The 18,481-nt window shown below is 53.2% G+C and carries 21 protein-coding genes; 15 read left to right on the top strand and 6 right to left on the bottom strand.

Annotated features, from left to right (window positions below):
* Positions 1–3: 3 nt before the first annotated feature.
* The 9 genes from rlmH (at position 4) to lipA (ending at position 9,521) form a co-directional block, all read left to right on the top strand.
* Positions 4–471 carry a 23S rRNA (pseudouridine(1915)-N(3))-methyltransferase RlmH gene (gene rlmH, locus ACWKXN_RS00515; RefSeq protein ID WP_023310748.1) on the top strand — a complete coding sequence of 156 codons (468 nt, stop codon included), beginning with the start codon at positions 4–6 and terminating at the stop codon, positions 469–471.
* A gap of 28 nt (positions 472–499) precedes the next feature.
* Positions 500–2,401, top strand: a complete 1,902-nt coding sequence (gene mrdA / locus ACWKXN_RS00510; protein ID WP_032638848.1) for a peptidoglycan DD-transpeptidase MrdA — start codon at positions 500–502, stop codon at positions 2,399–2,401.
* Positions 2,402–2,403: 2 nt separating this feature from the next.
* Positions 2,404–3,516: a peptidoglycan glycosyltransferase MrdB gene (gene mrdB, locus ACWKXN_RS00505; RefSeq protein WP_023310746.1), complete on the top strand. Its 1,113-nt coding sequence runs from the start codon at positions 2,404–2,406 to the stop codon at positions 3,514–3,516.
* A 16-nt stretch (positions 3,517–3,532) separates the two neighbouring features.
* Positions 3,533–4,645 carry an endolytic peptidoglycan transglycosylase RlpA gene (rlpA, locus tag ACWKXN_RS00500; protein ID WP_143347388.1) on the top strand — a complete coding sequence of 371 codons (1,113 nt, stop codon included), beginning with the start codon at positions 3,533–3,535 and terminating at the stop codon, positions 4,643–4,645.
* 139 nt (positions 4,646–4,784) lie between these two features.
* Positions 4,785–5,996 carry a D-alanyl-D-alanine carboxypeptidase DacA gene (gene dacA / locus ACWKXN_RS00495; protein WP_032638844.1) on the top strand — a complete coding sequence of 404 codons (1,212 nt, stop codon included), beginning with the start codon at positions 4,785–4,787 and terminating at the stop codon, positions 5,994–5,996.
* A 106-nt stretch (positions 5,997–6,102) separates the two neighbouring features.
* Positions 6,103–6,366: a DUF493 family protein YbeD gene (gene ybeD, locus ACWKXN_RS00490; protein WP_006177135.1), complete on the top strand. Its 264-nt coding sequence runs from the start codon at positions 6,103–6,105 to the stop codon at positions 6,364–6,366.
* A 95-nt stretch (positions 6,367–6,461) separates the two neighbouring features.
* The gene (gene lipB / locus ACWKXN_RS00485; protein WP_033144925.1) at positions 6,462–7,103 is read left to right on the top strand and encodes a lipoyl(octanoyl) transferase LipB; all 642 of its coding nucleotides are present in this window, start codon (positions 6,462–6,464) and stop codon (positions 7,101–7,103) included.
* 291 nt (positions 7,104–7,394) lie between these two features.
* The gene (locus tag ACWKXN_RS00480; protein ID WP_032665064.1) at positions 7,395–8,348 is read left to right on the top strand and encodes a YbeF family transcriptional regulator; all 954 of its coding nucleotides are present in this window, start codon (positions 7,395–7,397) and stop codon (positions 8,346–8,348) included.
* A 207-nt stretch (positions 8,349–8,555) separates the two neighbouring features.
* Positions 8,556–9,521 carry a lipoyl synthase gene (lipA, locus tag ACWKXN_RS00475; RefSeq protein ID WP_013097595.1) on the top strand — a complete coding sequence of 322 codons (966 nt, stop codon included), beginning with the start codon at positions 8,556–8,558 and terminating at the stop codon, positions 9,519–9,521.
* 81 nt (positions 9,522–9,602) lie between these two features.
* Here lipA and tatE read toward each other — a convergent pair whose 3' ends face one another.
* Positions 9,603–9,806 (bottom strand): twin-arginine translocase subunit TatE, encoded by a 204-nt coding sequence (gene tatE, locus ACWKXN_RS00470; protein ID WP_023310742.1) that lies wholly within the window; start codon positions 9,804–9,806, stop codon positions 9,603–9,605.
* 125 nt (positions 9,807–9,931) lie between these two features.
* A complete protein-coding gene (locus ACWKXN_RS00465) occupies positions 9,932–10,720 on the bottom strand; it encodes a deaminated glutathione amidase (protein WP_048980745.1) in 789 nt (262 codons plus the stop codon).
* A 67-nt stretch (positions 10,721–10,787) separates the two neighbouring features.
* Between ACWKXN_RS00465 and crcB the strand changes: the two genes are divergently transcribed.
* Positions 10,788–11,171, top strand: a complete 384-nt coding sequence (gene crcB / locus ACWKXN_RS00460) for a fluoride efflux transporter CrcB (RefSeq protein ID WP_033144922.1) — start codon at positions 10,788–10,790, stop codon at positions 11,169–11,171.
* A 219-nt stretch (positions 11,172–11,390) separates the two neighbouring features.
* On the opposite strand, the gene cspE is transcribed toward crcB, so the two are convergent.
* Positions 11,391–11,600, bottom strand: a complete 210-nt coding sequence (cspE, locus tag ACWKXN_RS00455) for a transcription antiterminator/RNA stability regulator CspE (protein ID WP_002439184.1) — start codon at positions 11,598–11,600, stop codon at positions 11,391–11,393.
* A gap of 190 nt (positions 11,601–11,790) precedes the next feature.
* On the bottom strand, positions 11,791–12,408 hold the full coding sequence (pagP, locus tag ACWKXN_RS00450) for a lipid IV(A) palmitoyltransferase PagP (protein WP_454543176.1): 618 nt from the start codon (positions 12,406–12,408) through the stop codon (positions 11,791–11,793).
* A gap of 392 nt (positions 12,409–12,800) precedes the next feature.
* Here pagP and dcuC point away from each other — a divergent pair, with 392 nt between their 5' ends.
* Positions 12,801–14,168, top strand: a complete 1,368-nt coding sequence (dcuC, locus tag ACWKXN_RS00445; RefSeq protein WP_023310737.1) for an anaerobic C4-dicarboxylate transporter DcuC — start codon at positions 12,801–12,803, stop codon at positions 14,166–14,168.
* 94 nt (positions 14,169–14,262) lie between these two features.
* Positions 14,263–15,072, top strand: coding sequence for a ribonuclease I (gene rna / locus ACWKXN_RS00440; protein ID WP_045887730.1), 810 nt, complete (start codon positions 14,263–14,265; stop codon positions 15,070–15,072).
* Here the strand turns inward: rna and ACWKXN_RS00435 are convergent.
* Complete coding sequence (locus tag ACWKXN_RS00435) at positions 15,066–15,683, bottom strand: flavin reductase family protein (protein ID WP_454543175.1); 618 nt, start codon at positions 15,681–15,683, stop codon at positions 15,066–15,068. The genes rna and ACWKXN_RS00435 overlap by 7 nt on opposite strands.
* A gap of 267 nt (positions 15,684–15,950) precedes the next feature.
* Here ACWKXN_RS00435 and rnk point away from each other — a divergent pair, with 267 nt between their 5' ends.
* Both rnk and yldA read left to right on the top strand, forming a co-directional pair.
* Entirely contained in the window at positions 15,951–16,361 is a 411-nt protein-coding gene (rnk, locus tag ACWKXN_RS00430; RefSeq protein WP_033144918.1) for a nucleoside diphosphate kinase regulator, read from the top strand.
* Positions 16,362–16,500: 139 nt separating this feature from the next.
* The gene (gene yldA, locus ACWKXN_RS00425; RefSeq protein ID WP_272481390.1) at positions 16,501–16,590 is read left to right on the top strand and encodes a small membrane protein YldA; all 90 of its coding nucleotides are present in this window, start codon (positions 16,501–16,503) and stop codon (positions 16,588–16,590) included.
* A gap of 8 nt (positions 16,591–16,598) precedes the next feature.
* On the opposite strand, the gene ACWKXN_RS00420 is transcribed toward yldA, so the two are convergent.
* Positions 16,599–17,837 carry a zinc-dependent alcohol dehydrogenase gene (locus ACWKXN_RS00420; RefSeq protein WP_032661072.1) on the bottom strand — a complete coding sequence of 413 codons (1,239 nt, stop codon included), beginning with the start codon at positions 17,835–17,837 and terminating at the stop codon, positions 16,599–16,601.
* Between the two features lie 180 nt (positions 17,838–18,017).
* Between ACWKXN_RS00420 and uspG the strand changes: the two genes are divergently transcribed.
* A complete protein-coding gene (gene uspG, locus ACWKXN_RS00415) occupies positions 18,018–18,446 on the top strand; it encodes a universal stress protein UspG (RefSeq protein WP_023310731.1) in 429 nt (142 codons plus the stop codon).
* Positions 18,447–18,481: the final 35 nt, after the last annotated feature.

Below are 18,481 nucleotides of genomic sequence, written 5' to 3'. Positions count from 1 at the left end.
TGCGTGAAGTTACAGCTGGTCGCCGTCGGCACCAAAATGCCGGACTGGGTACAAACCGGTTTTACTGAATATCTGCGTCGTTTTCCAAAAGACATGCCGTTCGAGCTGGTGGAAATTCCCGCCGGGAAGCGCGGCAAGAACGCTGATATCAAACGTATTCTCGATAAAGAGGGCGAACTGATGCTGGCTGCCGCTGGCAAAAACCGCATCGTCACCCTCGATATTCCAGGTAAACCCTGGGATACGCCGCAGCTGGCACAAGAACTGGAGCGCTGGAAGCAGGATGGCCGTGACGTCAGTCTGTTGATTGGCGGACCAGAAGGGTTATCCCCTGCCTGCAAAGCAGCGGCTGAACAAAGTTGGTCCCTCTCCGCGCTGACGCTTCCCCACCCGCTCGTTCGGGTACTGGTGGCAGAAAGCCTGTATCGCGCGTGGAGCATTACTACCAACCACCCCTATCACCGCGAGTAATGACTGACCAGGGTAGATTAAGCAGCGGATGAAACTACAGAATTCTTTTCGCGACTATACGGCTGAGTCCGCGCTGTTTGTGCGCCGGGCGCTGGTCGCCTTTACCGGGATTTTGCTGCTTACCGGCGTGCTGATCGCCAACCTCTATAATCTGCAAATTGTCCGCTTTACCGACTACCAGACGCGTTCAAACGAAAACCGCATTAAGCTGGTGCCTATCGCACCCAGCCGCGGCATTATTTACGATCGTAACGGCACCCCGCTGGCGTTGAACCGCACCATCTATCAAATCGAGATGATGCCGGAAAAAGTCGATAATGTTCAGGATACGCTGGAAGCGCTGAAAAGCGTTGTCGACCTTAACGATGACGATATCGCGGCGTTTAAAAAAGAGCGCGCCCGCTCTCACCGCTTCACCTCGATTCCGGTTAAAACCAATCTTACGGAAGTCCAGGTGGCCCGCTTTGCGGTGAATCAGTACCGCTTCCCCGGCGTGGAAGTGAAGGGATATAAGCGTCGCTACTATCCCTACGGCTCCGCGCTGACGCATGTGATTGGCTACGTTTCCAAGATTAATGACAAAGACGTCGACCGCCTTGATAAAGACGGCAAGCTGGCCAACTACGCTGCAACGCACGATATCGGTAAGCTTGGGATCGAACGTTACTACGAAGACGTTCTGCACGGGCAAACCGGCTATGAAGAGGTTGAGGTTAACAACCGAGGCCGCGTGATCCGTCAGCTAAAAGAAGTGCCGCCTCAGGCGGGGCATGACGTCTATCTGACGCTCGACCTCAAGCTTCAGCAGTATATCGAAACCCTGCTGGCGGGCAGCCGTGCAGCCGTTGTGGTCACCGATCCTCGTACCGGCGGCATCCTGGCAATGGTCTCCATGCCTAGCTATGACCCGAACCTCTTTGTTGACGGCATTTCCAGTAAAGACTATTCCGGTCTGCTGAATGACCCGAACACGCCGCTGGTGAACCGCGCGACACAAGGGGTTTACCCGCCAGCATCAACGGTTAAACCGTACGTGGCGGTCTCTGCGCTGAGTGCCGGCGTCATCAACCGTAATACCAGCCTGTTTGACCCGGGCTGGTGGCAGCTGCCGGGTTCAGATAAGCGCTATCGTGACTGGAAAAAATGGGGCCACGGTCATCTGAACGTCACCAAATCGCTGGAGGAATCTGCGGATACCTTCTTCTATCAGGTGGCGTATGACATGGGTATCGATCGCCTGTCAGAGTGGATGAGCAAATTCGGCTACGGGCATTACACCGGCGTGGACCTTTCAGAAGAACGTTCTGGCAACATGCCAACGCGTGAATGGAAGCTGAAGCGCTTTAAAAAACCGTGGTATCAGGGTGACACCATTCCGGTAGGTATCGGTCAGGGCTACTGGACGGCAACGCCGCTTCAGATGAACAAGGCCATGATGATCCTCATCAATGACGGCGTGGTAAAAGTGCCGCATCTGCTACAGAGCACGGTTGAAGACGGCAAAAAAGTACCGTGGAACCAGCCGCACGAGGCCCCGGTGGGTGACATCCATTCCGGCTTCTGGGAAATTGCGAAAGACGGTATGTACGGCGTGGCAAACCGCCCGAACGGTACCGCGCATAAATACTTCGCCGGTACGCCGTACAAAGTAGCCGCTAAATCCGGTACTGCGCAGGTATTTGGTCTGAAAGCCAACGAAACCTATAACGCGCACCGCATTGCTGAACGTCTTCGTGACCATAAGCTGATGACGGCGTTTGCCCCTTATGATAACCCGCAGGTCGCGGTGGCGATGATTCTGGAGAACGGCGGTGCCGGGCCAGCAGTAGGTACCATCATGCGCCAGATCCTTGACCACATTATGCTGGGTGATAACAACACCGAACTGCCGGCTGAAAACCCGGCCGCCGCTGCGGCGGAGGACCAATAATCATGACGGATAATCCAAATAAAAAATCGCTGTGGGATAAAATCCACATCGACCCAGCCATGCTGCTGATCCTGCTGGCTCTGCTGGTGTACAGCGCCCTGGTTATCTGGAGCGCCAGCGGCCAGGACATCGGCATGATGGAGCGCAAAATCGGCCAGATCGCCATGGGTCTGATCATCATGGTGGTGATGGCGCAAATCCCGCCGCGCGTCTACGAAGGCTGGGCGCCCTATCTCTACATCTTCTGTATTATTTTGCTGGTTGCGGTAGATGCGTTTGGCGCCATTTCAAAAGGGGCGCAGCGCTGGCTGGATCTGGGCGTTGTCCGCTTCCAGCCCTCGGAAATTGCCAAAATCGCCGTTCCATTGATGGTGGCACGCTTTATCAACCGCGACGTCTGTCCGCCGTCGCTGAAAAACACCGCCATCGCGCTGGTGCTGATTTTCCTGCCGACGCTGCTGGTTGCGGCGCAGCCTGACCTTGGCACCTCAATTCTTATCGCCCTTTCCGGCCTGTTTGTCCTTTTCCTGTCGGGACTGAGCTGGCGCCTGATTGGTATCGCGGTGGTGCTGATTGCAGCGTTCATTCCTATCCTCTGGTTCTTCCTGATGCATGATTACCAGCGCCAGCGCGTCATGATGCTGCTCGATCCGGAAACCGATCCGCTGGGCGCGGGCTATCATATTATTCAGTCCAAGATTGCGATTGGCTCCGGCGGCCTGCGCGGTAAAGGCTGGCTGCACGGCACGCAGTCACAGCTGGAATTTTTACCGGAACGCCACACCGACTTTATCTTCGCCGTACTGGCGGAAGAGCTGGGGCTGGTTGGCATCTTAATATTGCTGGCGCTGTACGTACTGCTGATCATGCGGGGATTGTGGATTGCAGCACGCGCGCAAACCACTTTTGGTCGCGTCATGGCTGGCGGGTTGATGCTGATTTTATTCGTTTATGTCTTCGTAAATATTGGTATGGTGAGTGGTATTCTGCCGGTGGTAGGCGTACCGCTGCCGCTGGTGAGTTACGGAGGCTCGGCACTGATCGTGTTGATGGCCGGGTTTGGTATCGTGATGTCGATCCATACCCACAGAAAAATGTTGTCAAAAAGCGTATAAAAATAAGGGGATCGGAATGCGTAAGCAGTGGCTGGGGATCTGCATCGCGGCAAGTTTACTTGCGGCCTGCACAAGTGATGATGGTCAGCAACAGGCAACCGTCGCGCCGCCGCAGCCTGCGGTGTGTAATGGCCCGATCGTTGAAATCAGCGGTGCCGATCCCGTTTATGAACCGCTGAATGCCAGTGCCAATCAGGATTACCAGCGCGACGGCAAAAGCTATAAAATTGTTCAGGATCCTTCCCGTTTCAGTCAGGCGGGCTTTGCCGCCATTTATGATGCCGAGCCGGGCAGTAACCTGACGGCTTCCGGGGAAGCGTTCGACCCAATGCAGCTAACGGCAGCACACCCGACGCTGCCGATCCCGAGCTACGCTCGTATCACCAACCTGGCGAATGGCCGTATGATCGTCGTGCGTATCAACGACCGTGGTCCTTACGGGAATGACCGGGTGATTTCCCTCTCGCGCGCGTCTGCCGATCGCCTGAACACCTCAAACAACACCAAAGTCCGTATTGACCCGATTATCGTCGCACAGGATGGTTCGCTCTCCGGGCCGGGTACCGCGTGTACGACGGTGGCAAAACAGACCTATGCCCTTCCTGACCGCCCAAATCTTGACGGCGGAATGGGAAGCGTCTCGTCTCCGGCAGAGCCTGCTCAGCCGGGGGGAGAAATACGCCCGATCAGCAATGACACGCTGCAAAGCGAGGATTCTACCGGCGCGCCGGTAAAGAGTAGTGGCTTTCTTGGCGCACCGACGACCTTAGCCTCGGGCGTGCTGGAAGGCAGTGAGCCGACTCCAGCCCCTGCTCCCGTTGCGGCACCAGTAACCCAGCCGGCTCCCGTAACGGCGCCTGCAGCCACGCAAAGTGCGGTGGTAGCGGCTCCAGCAGCGGCCAGCGGCAGCTATGTGGTTCAGGTAGGCGCAGTGAGCGATCAGGCCCGGGCCAGGCAGTATCAACAGCGTCTGAGCCAGCAGTTTGGCGTACCGGGACGCGTTGAGCAGAACGGCGCGGTCTGGCGCATTCAGATGGGGCCGTTTGCCAGCAAATCGCAGGCCGCGTCCCTGCAGCAGCGTCTGCAGAATGAAGCTCAACTTCAGTCATTTATCGCTGTTGCGAAATAATTAACCGGCGGTATCCGAATTGTCAGTTAGTGTAAAACACATTCACAAACTCATGCTTAAAGTCGGATGCCTGCCTGAATAGCATTTGCTATAGTAAGGCACTTTTTTTAATTCCATCACGGATGTCGTAGTTCTGACCATGAAGACCACTTTTTCTGCTCGTTTTGTGCAGCGCATGGCGCTGACCACGGCCCTTTGCGCTGCTGCGCTCTCTGCAGCTCACGCCGATGACCTGAATATCAAGACCATGATCCCTGGCGTTCCGCAAATCGACGCGGAATCCTACATCCTGATCGATTACAACTCTGGCAAAGTGCTGGCAGAACAGAATGCCGATGCCCGCCGTGACCCGGCCAGTCTGACCAAAATGATGACCAGCTACGTTATCGGCCAGGCGATGAAAGCAGGTAAATTCAAAGAATCGGATCTGGTCACCATCGGTAACGATGCGTGGGCAACCGGGAACCCTGTTTTCAAAGGTTCCTCTCTGATGTTCCTGAAGCCGGGTATGCAGGTTCCTGTTTCCCAGCTGATTCGCGGTATCAACCTGCAGTCTGGTAACGATGCCTGCGTGGCGATGGCCGACTTCGCCGCCGGTAGCCAGGATGCCTTCGTGGGCCTGATGAACAGCTACGTTAACGCGCTGGGTCTGAAAAACAGCCATTTCCAGACCGTACACGGACTGGACGCAGACGGTCAGTACAGCTCCGCACGTGACATGGCCCTGATTGGTCAGGCGCTGATCCGCGATGTACCGAATGAATACTCTATCTATAAAGAGAAAGAGTTCACCTTCAACGGTATTCGTCAGACCAACCGTAACGGCCTGCTGTGGGATAACAGCCTGAACGTTGACGGCATCAAAACTGGCCACACCGATAAAGCGGGCTACAACCTGGTGGCCTCTGCCACTGAAGGTCAGATGCGTCTGATCTCTGCCGTGATGGGCGGCCGTACCTTTAAAGGTCGTGAAACAGAAAGCAAGAAACTGCTGACCTGGGGCTTCCGCTTCTTCGAAACCGTGAACCCACTGAAAGCAGGGAAAGAGTTTGCGTCTGAACCCGTCTGGTTCGGCGACAACGACCGTGCTTCACTCGGCGTTGATAAAGATCTCTACCTGACCATTCCACGCGGTCGCATGAAGGATCTGAAAGCCAGCTACGTGCTGAACAGCACCGAGCTGCATGCCCCGCTGCAGAAAAACCAGGTTGTGGGTACGATCAACTTCCAGCTGGATGGAAAAACGATCGATCAGCGTCCGCTGGTTGTCCTGCAAGAAATTCCTGAAGGCAATTTCTTCGGCAAAATCATTGATTACATTAAATTGATGTTCCACCACTGGTTTGGTTAAAAATTGAACACTTGAAAGTGTGATTTTGATCCCCATATACTAAGTATCCTGATAACTCCCACCTGACGTGGGAGTTATTATTTTTTGACGTTACGCCGGAGCTGACATGAAAACCAAACTTAACGAACTGCTTGAATTCCCAACCTCATTTACCTACAAAGTAATGGGTCTGGCGAAACCTGAGCTGGTTGATCAGGTGGTTGAAGTGGTACAGCGCCATGCGCCGGGTGACTACTCTCCGTCAGTAAAACCAAGCAGCAAGGGCAACTACCACTCGGTTTCTATTACCATCACTGCGACACACATTGAGCAGGTGGAAACGCTGTACGAAGAGCTCGGCAATATCGAAATTGTTCGTATGGTGCTGTAGTCCCTTTGCGGTTACCCGGTTTGCCGGGTAACCCCTCTCCCCCGCTGTGATATACTCCCCCACACCTTTTGTCCCTCGTCTTCGGAGACGCAGTTTTGTATCAGGATAAAATTCTGGTCCGTCACCTCGGGCTGCAACCTTATGAGCCTGTCTCCCAGGCTATGCATGACTTCACCGATTCACGCGATGACAGCACCCCAGATGAGATCTGGCTGGTCGAACACCTGCCGGTATTTACGCAGGGCCAGGCGGGTAAAGCAGAGCATTTGTTAATGACGGGAGATATCCCGGTTATTCAGAGCGATCGCGGCGGTCAGGTCACTTATCATGGGCCCGGTCAGCAGGTGATGTACGTCCTGCTCAATCTGAAGCGCAGAAAGCTGGGCGTGCGTGAACTGGTTACCTTACTGGAACAAACTGTCGTCAACACGCTGGCGGAATATGGTATTGACGCGCATCCACGCGCCGATGCGCCGGGCGTCTACGTTGGGGAAATGAAGATCTGCTCACTAGGGCTGCGTATTCGTAAAGGCTGCTCATTCCATGGCCTGGCCTTGAATATTAATATGGACCTTGCGCCTTTCCAGCGCATTAACCCCTGCGGCTACGCCGGCATGGAAATGACGCAAATGCGTCAGTGGGTTGAAACCGCTACGCCAGAACATATTCGTCCCGTGCTTTTAAAGCAGATGTTAGCGCTACTTAACAATCCCCCATACGAATATATCCCTGCTTAATACATCATACAACATGGCTCGATAATTTGGCGGGCCACTGTTTATTTACAGCTTTTGCACTTTACAATAATCCACAGATTCTATATTTTCGAAGCGCCCGAATATTACCGCCACATATTATTTAGCCTCCAGCAAGCATGGCAAACACGGCATAAGTAAGGTGAGCAATTATCACACAACCGTTTGCCCTTGATAAACAAGTGAAACAAAACCAACACTTTACGAATCTCTACAAGCATAATAAATAAATTCAACTATCATTCATATTGTGAATGTATACGGAGTGAAAGCGTGGAGTATAATAATTTACCAGCCAAACGACTGAATGAACCCGGTGGCGAAGACAAGCCGCAAATTTTTCGGACTTTACGTAATATTGATCTCAATTTACTGACTATTTTTGAGGCGGTATATGTCCATAAGGGTATCGTTAACGCTGCGAAAATTCTTAATCTCACGCCATCAGCAATAAGCCAGTCAATCCAAAAGCTTCGCGCTATATTTCCTGACCCATTATTTATCCGCAAGGGCCAGGGGGTAACGCCGACGGCTTATGCCACGCATCTCCACGAGTACATCAGCCAGGGGCTGGAGTCGATTCTGGGCGCACTGGATTTAACCGGGAGCTATGATAAGCAGCGAACCATCACCATCGGCTGTTCCCCTTCTGTCGGGGTGCTGGTGATGCCAGCGATCTTCCAGGCCGTAAAAGAGCATGCTCCGCAGCTCCTGCTTCGCAATGTGCCTCTCAATGAACCTGACATTCAGCTTGCCCAGTTCCAGACGGACCTGATTATTGAAAGCGGCAGCTTCAGTGCAAGAGCGCTGGGGCAAAATGTGCTTTATGCGGATAACCTGGTACTGGTTTGCCGCCAGCAGCATCCTGCTCTTAGCGAGCCGTTAACCATCGAAAACCTGCGCAACTACGACCACTCGTCTTTCATGACCGAAGGGCAATCTAATCATGCGCTTCGTCAGCGTATTGATGAAATTTTCCCGGAACGTCAGATCAGCTTCAGCAGTTACAATATGTTTACCACCGCATCCCTGATCGGCAGCAGCGATATGCTGTGCGTTATGCCATCACGCCTGTACAGCCTGCTACAAAAATGCTGGCCGCTGGAAAGCATCCCGCTCAGCCAGCTTAATGCGGAATCTATCGAGATTTCACTGCATTACAACAAGCTGAGTTTGCGCGATCCGGTCCTGGAAAACGTCATCCGCATCATCCGTCAGGCCTTCTGACAGGTTTAGCCAGCACAAGCCCCTGCAACTCGCAGGGCAAAAGGCACAAAACAACAACTATTTTACAAATTGGCGATCTGGCAGGCTGCTTTAACGACCGTTTCAATGATATACTGCCTGTCGTTCGTTCAAAAATAGTTGATAAATACAACATTCCCTTGAATTGAAACGCTTTCCTTCGATATTCGCAACTGGAACACGCACGCTATGAGTAAACCCATTGTGATGGAACGCGGTGTTAAATACCGCGATGCCGATAAAATGGCCCTTATCCCGGTTAAAAACGTGGCTACAGAGCGCGAGGCGCTGTTAAGAAAACCGGAATGGATGAAAATCAAACTTCCGGCCGACTCTTCGCGTATCCAGGGGATCAAAGCGGCGATGCGCAAGAATGGTCTTCACTCCGTCTGTGAAGAAGCCTCTTGTCCGAACCTTGCTGAATGTTTCAATCACGGTACCGCGACGTTTATGATTCTGGGTGCTATCTGTACCCGCCGCTGCCCGTTCTGCGATGTTGCTCATGGCCGTCCAGTCGCGCCTGATGCTAACGAACCCCAGAAACTGGCGCAGACCATCGCTGACATGGCGCTGCGTTATGTGGTTATCACATCCGTTGACCGTGACGACCTGCGTGATGGTGGTGCTCAGCACTTCGCCGACTGTATTACGGCCATTCGCGAGAAAAGCCCTAACATCAAAATCGAGACGCTGGTGCCTGACTTCCGCGGCCGTATGGACCGCGCGCTGGATATCCTGACCGCGACGCCGCCAGATGTGTTTAACCACAACCTGGAGAACGTGCCGCGTCTTTACCGTCAGGTGCGTCCGGGCGCTGACTATAACTGGTCCCTGAAACTGCTTGAGCGTTTCAAAGAAGCGCATCCGCATATTCCGACCAAGTCTGGTCTGATGGTGGGTCTGGGTGAAACCAATGATGAAATCATCGAGGTGATGCGCGATCTTCGCCGCCACGGTGTGACCATGCTGACCCTGGGACAGTATCTGCAGCCAAGCCGTCACCACCTGCCGGTTCAGCGCTACGTGAGCCCGGACGAGTTCGATGAAATGAAAGCCGAAGCGATGGCGATGGGCTTCACCCACGCTGCCTGCGGCCCATTCGTTCGCTCCTCATACCATGCCGATATGCAGGCTAAAGGCGAAGAAGTTAAATAATGCTGTAATATTCATTTACAGTAATACAAAAAAACCGGCCTCATGAGCCGGTTTTTTTTCGCAAGCCCTGAGGCGTTGCTGTCACTCTTTGTGAGAAAGCTTGTCTGCCGGGACGTCATCCTCGGCGCTTTTCTTCGCCGCTGCATCATCATCGTTCATCGCTTTCTTAAAGCCTTTGATGGCAGCCCCCAGGTCACCACCCAGCGTGCGTAACTTCTTGGTACCAAACAGCAGGACGACCAGTGCGGCAACCACCAGCAGTTTGGTAATACTAATCTCACCCATAGATACCTTCTTTACTTAAAACAGGCTGCATTCAGCGCCAAAACCTGACTGTATTAACGGTCATTTAGCGCGTGCACACAATAGCAATCTGTAACAAGGTGAATCAAGCATTGTTGAAAAAAACATCACAATAATTGCGGTGGCGCAAATCGACGATTACGAAGAACGGGTAATTGCTGACGCGCAAGCGCGATTCTTTCTGAGTTTATCTCCGCCACCAGCACATGCGGGGCTTCAGCGGCGGCGGCGATCGTCACCCCCAGCGGATCAACCACCCTGCTTTGCCCTATGTTTTTCGTGCCACATTCCCCTGCGGCAACGACATAGCAGGTTGTATCCAGCGCGCGTGCCGCAAGCAGCGTTGCCCAGTGATGCTCTTTTAACGGCCCTTTGACCCACGCGGCAGGCAGTACCAGTACGTCCGCCCCCTGCAGCGCCAGATGGAGCGCCAGCTCGGGAAAACGCAGGTCATAGCAGGTCATCAGTCCAATCTTAAATCCGTCAATCTCCAGCAGCGGTGGGATATTGTCTCCGGGGTCAACGCGTCGCGACTCCTGGATGCTGAACGCATCATAGAGGTGAAGCTTGGCGTAACGTGCCACGATAGCCCCGTCACGAATCGCCACGAGCGTATTCACCGCGCGACCCGGCGTGGAGGGAACATGGATCGTTAAGATCGTCGTCATCGTATTGCCCGCGCTCTGGGCAAGCAGCTGCTGCACAAATTCGCCGTCCAGCGGCTGCGCGGACTTCACGGATAAATCCGGGTCGTTATCATCTCTGGCCAGCAGCGCCTCAGGGAGAACCAACAGCGACGCGCCTTTCTGCCGGGCCTGCATCATCAGGTTGACGCATGTTCTCGCATTTTCACGCCAGTCAGGCGTGACCACAAATTGCCCTACCGCTACATACATATTTGTCCCCTCATCATAAACGGCGTTAAACTCGCTACTCTTACACATCAAATAGCAGGTATTTAGCGTGTTACAACTACTTTTAGCCGTTTTTATTGGTGGGGGAACGGGTAGCGTTGCGCGATGGTTTCTGAGTATGCGGTTTAACCCCCTGCATCAGGCGATTCCTATGGGGACACTTGCCGCAAACCTGATTGGTGCCTTTATCATTGGTATGGGGCTGGCCTGGTTTAACCGAATGACGCACATTGACCCAATGTGGAAGGTGTTGATTACCACCGGATTCTGCGGCGGTTTGACCACCTTCTCAACCTTTTCTGCGGAGACGGTTTTTCTCTTTCAGGAAGGCCGTATCGGCTGGGCGCTGATGAATGTGGCGATCAATATGCTCGGCTCCTTTGCGATGACGGGGATCGCATTTTGGCTATTTTCTTCCGCAAGCGCGCATTAACAGCCGAACCGTTAATGTTGGCTTAATTTTTCTCTGTCACTCTGAATGTAATACTGAACGAGGGTGACAGAATGAAACAGAGTCTGATGAGCGCAGGAATGGTGTTGTTGAGCGTGCTGATCGTTGCCAGCTTCCTGAAAATGTATCTGCTTGGCTGATTCAAAACGAAAAAAACCCGCTCAGTGAGCGGGTTTTGAAATTCTTGCTGACGCGTCTGAATTACAGAGCGATTACGTTAGCAGCAGAAGGGCCTTTGGCACCGTTAGTGATTTCGAACTCTACACGCTGACCTTCAGCCAGAGTTTTGAAACCATTAGACTGGATTGCAGAGAAGTGTACGAACACGTCTTTGCTGCCATCTTCAGGAGTAATGAAACCGAATCCTTTGGACTCATTAAACCACTTAACGTTACCTTTAATCTTAGACATCAAAATTACCTTTACATTAAAAAACGACACAAATGCTGTGTCGGTTATCAGTACATCAATTGTGGGACCTTTTGTCCAGCGGATCTTTGATAAAAAGTGACTAAAGTCGCGTTAATTTTCACTGACAGATTTTTATCGCTTATGAATCAACGCCTGCGCGTTTTTTCACCAGCATGTAACGTTTTGTCAGTTAAAACTGAAAACGCATCCAGGCGAAGTAAACGTTACCGTTGTTGTACGTACCCGGAATGTAGGTCATCTGGAACGTTGCGGGGCCATAGCCAATAGAGGCCAAAGGCAGCAGCACCGGGATTGGAATGTATTTCCAGTTGTCACGTGCAGTAACCCCGGCGGTATAGCCCAAACCGACGTGGAAGTTCTCGTCCGCTAGCGGGCGGCAGGTTTTTTCCCAACCATACCCCCCAATCGGCTCCCATTTATTAAACGAGTCTTTGAAGGCCATCAGATAGATGCCATGCCAGTTTCCCTTTTCATCCCAGCGCGACTGGCCAAAACCCGCGCCCCACGGACGCTCGTTGTATTTATCGGTTTTCTCTTTGTCATAAGCAAAACGCGCATGCCACGTTATTGCCGGGACATAGAGATCATAATGTTCAGGTGCCGTCCATGTCTGGGAAACATTATCCGTAAAGGTTGAGAACCAGCCTTTATCCGTCGCGTTGCCTTCTGCCTGAGCAACAGAACAAAACGTTAACTGCCCAAAAATAAACAACAAAATAGAGAAAAATGTATTACGTACAATCACAATGCAATTACCATTCTTAGTATTCGAGGCAAAGTTTACCATAAAGTAGTTGAATCAAAGCTTAACGACATCGGCGTTATTCCTAATTATTCAGCTTCTTTTCGGGAATATTCTTAAGGAAAGGCGGCGATGCGTTCAAAATAAACCTACAAGGGGTGTGACTTTACCCATTTAATGTTCTGAATCAGTGACATGTAAAACCACACAAAACATTAACAATTTGTTATCATTAGTAGGACATGTTGCGCTATTTCTGACGGTCAAGGCCCTCATGACATAAATGTATGGGCCATGGCAAAAAGACGGTTGTTCTGTTCTTTAGTCGTCTGTTTATTGATTTTAATCAGCAAGAACAGGCCAATTATTCGGCACATTTTCATCCTTCTTTTTTTTGATTTTTTGTGCTCCATTGCAGCAGAGATACAGGGGAAATCATGCTTACGTTATTCGAACTCCTTATTGGAGTCGTCGTCATTGTCGGCGTCGCACGCTACATCATTAAAGGCTACTCGGCCACGGGCGTATTATTTGTCGGCGGTCTAACGCTGCTGATTATCAGCGCAATAATGGGGCACCAGGTGTTACCTGCCAGCGCGACCAGCACCGGTTACACGGCTACAGATATTGTTGAATACATTAAAATATTGCTCATGAGCCGCGGCGGTGACCTGGGTATGATGATCATGATGCTGTGCGGTTTTGCAGCCTACATGACCCATATTGGCGCCAACGACATGGTCGTTAAGCTTGCCTCTAAACCCCTGCAATACATCAACTCGCCGTATCTGCTAATGGTCGCCGCCTATTTCCTCGCCTGCCTGATGTCACTGGCCGTTTCGTCGGCTACCGGGCTTGGCGTACTGCTCATGGCGACGCTGTTCCCGGTCATGGTGAACGTCGGTATCAGCCGTGGCGCGGCCGCGGCAATTTGCGCGTCTCCGGCAGCGATTATTCTCTCCCCGACCTCCGGCGACGTTGTGCTGGCGGCAAAGGCGGCGGAGATGTCACTCATCGACTTCGCCTTTAAAACCACGTTACCGATCTCAATTGTTGCCATCGTGGGCATGGGGATCGCGCATTTCTTCTGGCAGCGCTATCTCGATAAGAAAGAAAACATCAGCCATGAAATGATGGACGTGAGTGAAATCACCACGACCGCTCCCGCGTTCTATGCCATTCTGCCGTTCACCCCGATCGTCGGAGTGCTGATTTTTGACGGAAAATGGGGTCCACAGCTGCACATCATCACCATTCTGGTTATCTGCATGCTGCTGGCCGCCGTGCTGGAGTTTGTGCGCGGTTTTAACACGCAAAAAGTCTTCTCGGGTCTGGAAGTTGCGTATCGCGGTATGGCGGATGCCTTCGCTGGCGTGGTGATCCTGCTGGTTGCAGCGGGCGTTTTTGCCCAGGGTCTGAGCACGATCGGCTTTATCCAGAGCCTGATTTCTATCGCCACCTCGTTCGGCTCCGCCAGTATTATCCTGATGCTGGTTCTGGTGGTGCTCACCATGCTGGCGGCAATGACCACCGGTTCCGGTAATGCACCTTTCTACGCTTTCGTTGAGATGATCCCGAAACTGGCTCACTCCTCCGGTATTAACCCGGCCTACCTTTCCATTCCCATGCTGCAGGCGTCAAACCTGGGCCGTACCATTTCACCGGTGTCGGGTGTGGTCGTCGCCGTTGCCGGGATGGCGAAAATCTCGCCATTCGAAGTCGTCAAACGCACCTCAGTGCCCGTTATAGTTGGTCTGATTATCGTGATTATCGCCACGGAAGTGCTGGTACCCGGCGCAGCCTAAGCTAAATTAGGGATATCCAAAAAGCGCCTGCGGGCGCTTTTTGTGCTTTAATAACTTCCAGAAATTAATCGTGCTCATTCGATCAGGAAATCATATGTTCAGGAAGGATATCGTCATCCCGTCTGGCGCAATCGCGCTTGCTCTCTGTCTCTTCTCCGCACAGGCGGAACCGCTGAAGGCAACACAGTATGGCGATTTCGATCGCTATGTGCTGGCTCTGTCCTGGCAAACCGGGTTTTGCCAGAGCATGGTCGAACGCAACCGCAATGAACCTGACGAATGTCGCCTGCAAAAAGAGCGCGATAATAAAGCCGATTTTCTGACCGTCCACGGGCTATGGCCTGGCCTGCCAAAATCCATTGCCGCCCGCGGCGTGGATGAACGTCGGTGGATGCGTTTTGGCTGCGCCACGCGCCCCATTCCGAACATGCCGGAAGTAAAGGCTAGCCGCAAATGCGATGCCGCCGAAACCGGACTGTCGCTTTCCGCAGCCGCAAAGCTCAACGACGTGATGCCGGGCGCGGGCGGTAATTCCTGCCTGGAACGTTATGAATATGCCAAACATGGCGTCTGCTTTGGTTTCGATCCGGATGCCTATTTCGGCACGATGGTGCGGATGAATCAGGAAGTTAAAAACAGCGCGGTCGGTAAATTCCTCGCCGATAATTACGGGAAAACCGTCAATCGCAGCGACTTTGACGGTGCAGTTGCCAAAAGCTGGGGAAAAGAAAACATCAAAGCGATTAAGCTCACCTGCAACGGCAATCCGGCGTATCTGACCGAGATGCAGGTTTCGCTGAAGGCGGACACCATTAACAACCCGCTTTCTGCGGCGTCATTTGCCCCGCAGCCACATCCGGGTAACTGCGGAAAACAGTTCGTGATTGATAAAGCCGGCTACTGATCCGCGCCCGGGCGCACCATATCAAACCGGTTTTCATCACTGATGCCATAATACGCCGTCGGCCCTCCCGCACGCAGGATGGGCTGCGCTTTCGCCGTCTGGTAAATCCCCTCTTCCAGCAGCGTTTCGGCAATATGGATACCGACCACCTCCCCCAGCACCAGCCACGTATCGACCGGTGTGCCGTCGGCACCGGTAAGCTGAATGTACTGCGACAGGCGGCACTCAAAGTTCACCGGGCTTTCGGCGACGCGGGGCGCTTTGACCAGCTGGCTCGCCGCTGGTGTTAGCCCGGCAAAGCTGAATTCATCCCGATCGTGCGGAAGCATCGCAGAGGTTTGGTTAATCGCTTGCGCGAGATCGCGCGTCGCCAGGTTCCAGACAAATTCCTTTGTTTCGGTAATATTACGCACGCTGTCCTTCCAGCCGTTGCTGGAAAAGCCGATGATCGGCGGGCGATAGTTAAAGCAGTTAAAGAAGCTATACGGTGCGAGGTTGAGCTGACCGGCCTTGTCGCATGAGGAGATCCAGCCGATCGGACGTGGACCAATAATGGCGTTCAGCGGATCGTGCGGCAGGCCGTGCCCCTGAGACGGTTGGTAGAAGTACATAGTTCTCTCTCGTTGGTGGGCGGACGCGAATTGCGCTTCACGCAACGCCCGGGTTCAGGACACTCAGCGTAACGTATTCTGCCGGGAATGAAGACTGAATAAATTTCAGCGAAAATTCATATGGACCATGAATGTGACCTTCATCACTTCAAACTTGCGCGCTCAGCCAGTATCATCGGGAGAGTTAAACCCTCGCTGCCAGACGGCGAGGGTTTTCTTTTGGATTGGTTTCTGCGTTACGCGCAGCATTAACGACATGGAGTAAAAATGTCCAGACCTACAATTATCATCAACGAGCTCGACGCAGAACGTATCGACAGGCTGCTGGAAAAAGCGGAGTTTGCCTCACTTCCCGTGGCCGACGCCCTGAATGAGGAGCTCGACCGGGCGCAGATGTGCACGCCTGAGACGATGCCGCATGACGTGGTCACCATGAACAGCCAGGTAAAATTCCGCAACCTGACCACCGGTGAAGAGCTGACCCGCACGCTGGTTTACCCGGCTCAGATGACCGACAGCAGCACACAGCTTTCTGTTCTTGCGCCTGTGGGTGCCGCACTGCTGGGCCTGCGCACGGGCGATACCATCCACTGGGAGTTGCCGGGCGGCGCCTCTGCCCATCTTGAAGTGCTGGCGCTGCTCTACCAGCCAGAAGCCGCGGGCGATTACCTGCGTTAACCACTTCTGAACAAGCGCCCACCCGCTTTGCACAGAGGATGCAGCCGCATCCTCTTTCCGTAAATTCACCCCATTTTCTTATATCGCGCAAAAAGCCCTTAATCCACGCTTAATCTGTTTTGGTGCCGTGGGGACGGTCATGAGTGAGATACTGGTTATCACACTTATTTTTCTGATTATTGCGGCGATTATCGTCATGGCCGTGCTTTATCTTGAACGCCACAGCTAGGCGAGTACTTATGCAACCCCACCCGGGAAAGCGTTCACCAGGCCCTTAACTTTTTGCTCTGCGGCCTCGGGCGTTTCTGCGCCAGGGACCAGAATAACCTTCCGGCACTCCTCCTCCCGTTTTTCGAATACCTTATAGGCGCGTTCCGCATCGGCAAGGGGAAGATAATGGGTCACGATCTCTTCCGGGGTAAGCAGCCCTTTTTCGATCAGCGGCAGCAGCTCACCCAGCCAGGCATGGACGTGCGTCTGGCCCATCTTAAACGTCAGACCCTTATCAAAGGCATCGCCAAACAGGAAGCCATGAATAAACCCGGCGTACACGCCGGGTACGCTAACCACGCCACCGCGTCGAACGGCAGCAATGCACTGCCGCAGCGCTTTGCCGCTGCTGCCTTCAATTTTAAGATTGCTGAGGATCGTTTCCGTGGTGCTGCCTTTCGCTTCGAACCCAACCGCATCAATCACGGCGTCAACGCCGCGCTGGCCAGCGGTCTGCTCGATGATTTTTTCCGCCGCGTCGTTATCATCATCAAAGTTGATGGGGATTGCGCCGTAACGCGCCTCGGCAAATCGCAAACGGTACGGGTGGTGATCGATAACAAATATCTGCTCGGCCCCTAACAGCCGCGCGCAGGCAATGGTCAGGAGCCCCACCGGCCCGGCGCCGAAAACCGCAACGCTTGAGCCTTTTTCAATCTGCGCATTTTTTGCCGCCTGCCAGGCCGTGGGCAAAATATCGGACAGGAACAGTGCCTTATCATCAGAGAGGAGTTGCGGGACCTTAAACGGCCCGACGTTGCCTTTTGGCACGCGGACATATTCCGCCTGTCCCCCCGGCACGCCGCCGTAGAGATGGCTGTAGCCAAACAGCGCGGCCGGCGCGGGGATTTGCTTTTTGTTCAGCGCGGCGCCCTGCCCGGCATTGGTATTCTCACAGGCCGCGTATTGCTGCAACCGACAGAAGAAACAGTCCCCACAGGCAATGACAAAGGGGATCACCACGCGATCGCCTTTTTGCAAATTTTTCACCTCTGCGCCGCACTCGACGATTTCCCCCATAAACTCATGGCCAAAAATGTCGCCGTGCTGCACCTTCGGGATCTTTCCGCGATAGAGATGCAAATCGGAGCCGCAGATAGCCGTGGCCGTGACGCGCAGAATGATATCGTCGGGCTGTTCGATAATGGGATCGGGGACATTCTCGACGCGTACATGGTGCGGACCGTGATACGTAAGTGCTTTCATGCGACCTCCGAAAGGTTCCAGGTAAGTGTATAAGGGTAGCTACCCCTGAAGGTCTGCCCCGGAATACGGGCCTTTTGAGATTTATCCTGGCAACTTAAGAAAACTGACGGGGCGCTTACAGAAACCATTTTTATTTTATGGTTGAATGAGTTCAGCGTTTATAAACAAGGAGAAACGGGTATGTATCAGAGAATCATAATGCCGGTTGATGTTTTTGAGATGGAGCTGAGCGACAAAGCCGTACGCCATGCGGAGTTCCTGGCGCAGCAGGACGGTGTTATCCATCTTTTACACGTACTGCCGGGCTCCGCCAGCCTGAGCCTGCACCGCTTTGCCGCCGACGTGCGTCGCTTCGAGGAGCATTTGCAGCATGAAGCGGAAACTCGCCTGCAAACCATGGTCAGCCACTTCAGCATCGACCCTTCGCGCATCAAAACGCACGTCAGATTCGGCAGCGTTCGCGATGCGGTAAACGAACTGGCGAACGAGCTGAAAGCAGACGTGGTGGTCATCGGTTCGCGCAACCCTTCCATTACCACGCATCTGCTGGGCTCTAACGCCTCCAGCGTGATCCGCCACACCCATATACCGGTGATGGTCGTAAGATAAAAAAAGAGGCCACCTTTCGGTGGCCTCTCGCTATT

The sequence above is a fragment of the Enterobacter sp. UPMP2060 genome, assembly GCF_053709655.1.
This window is presented reverse-complemented; position numbering and strand designations above follow the sequence as displayed.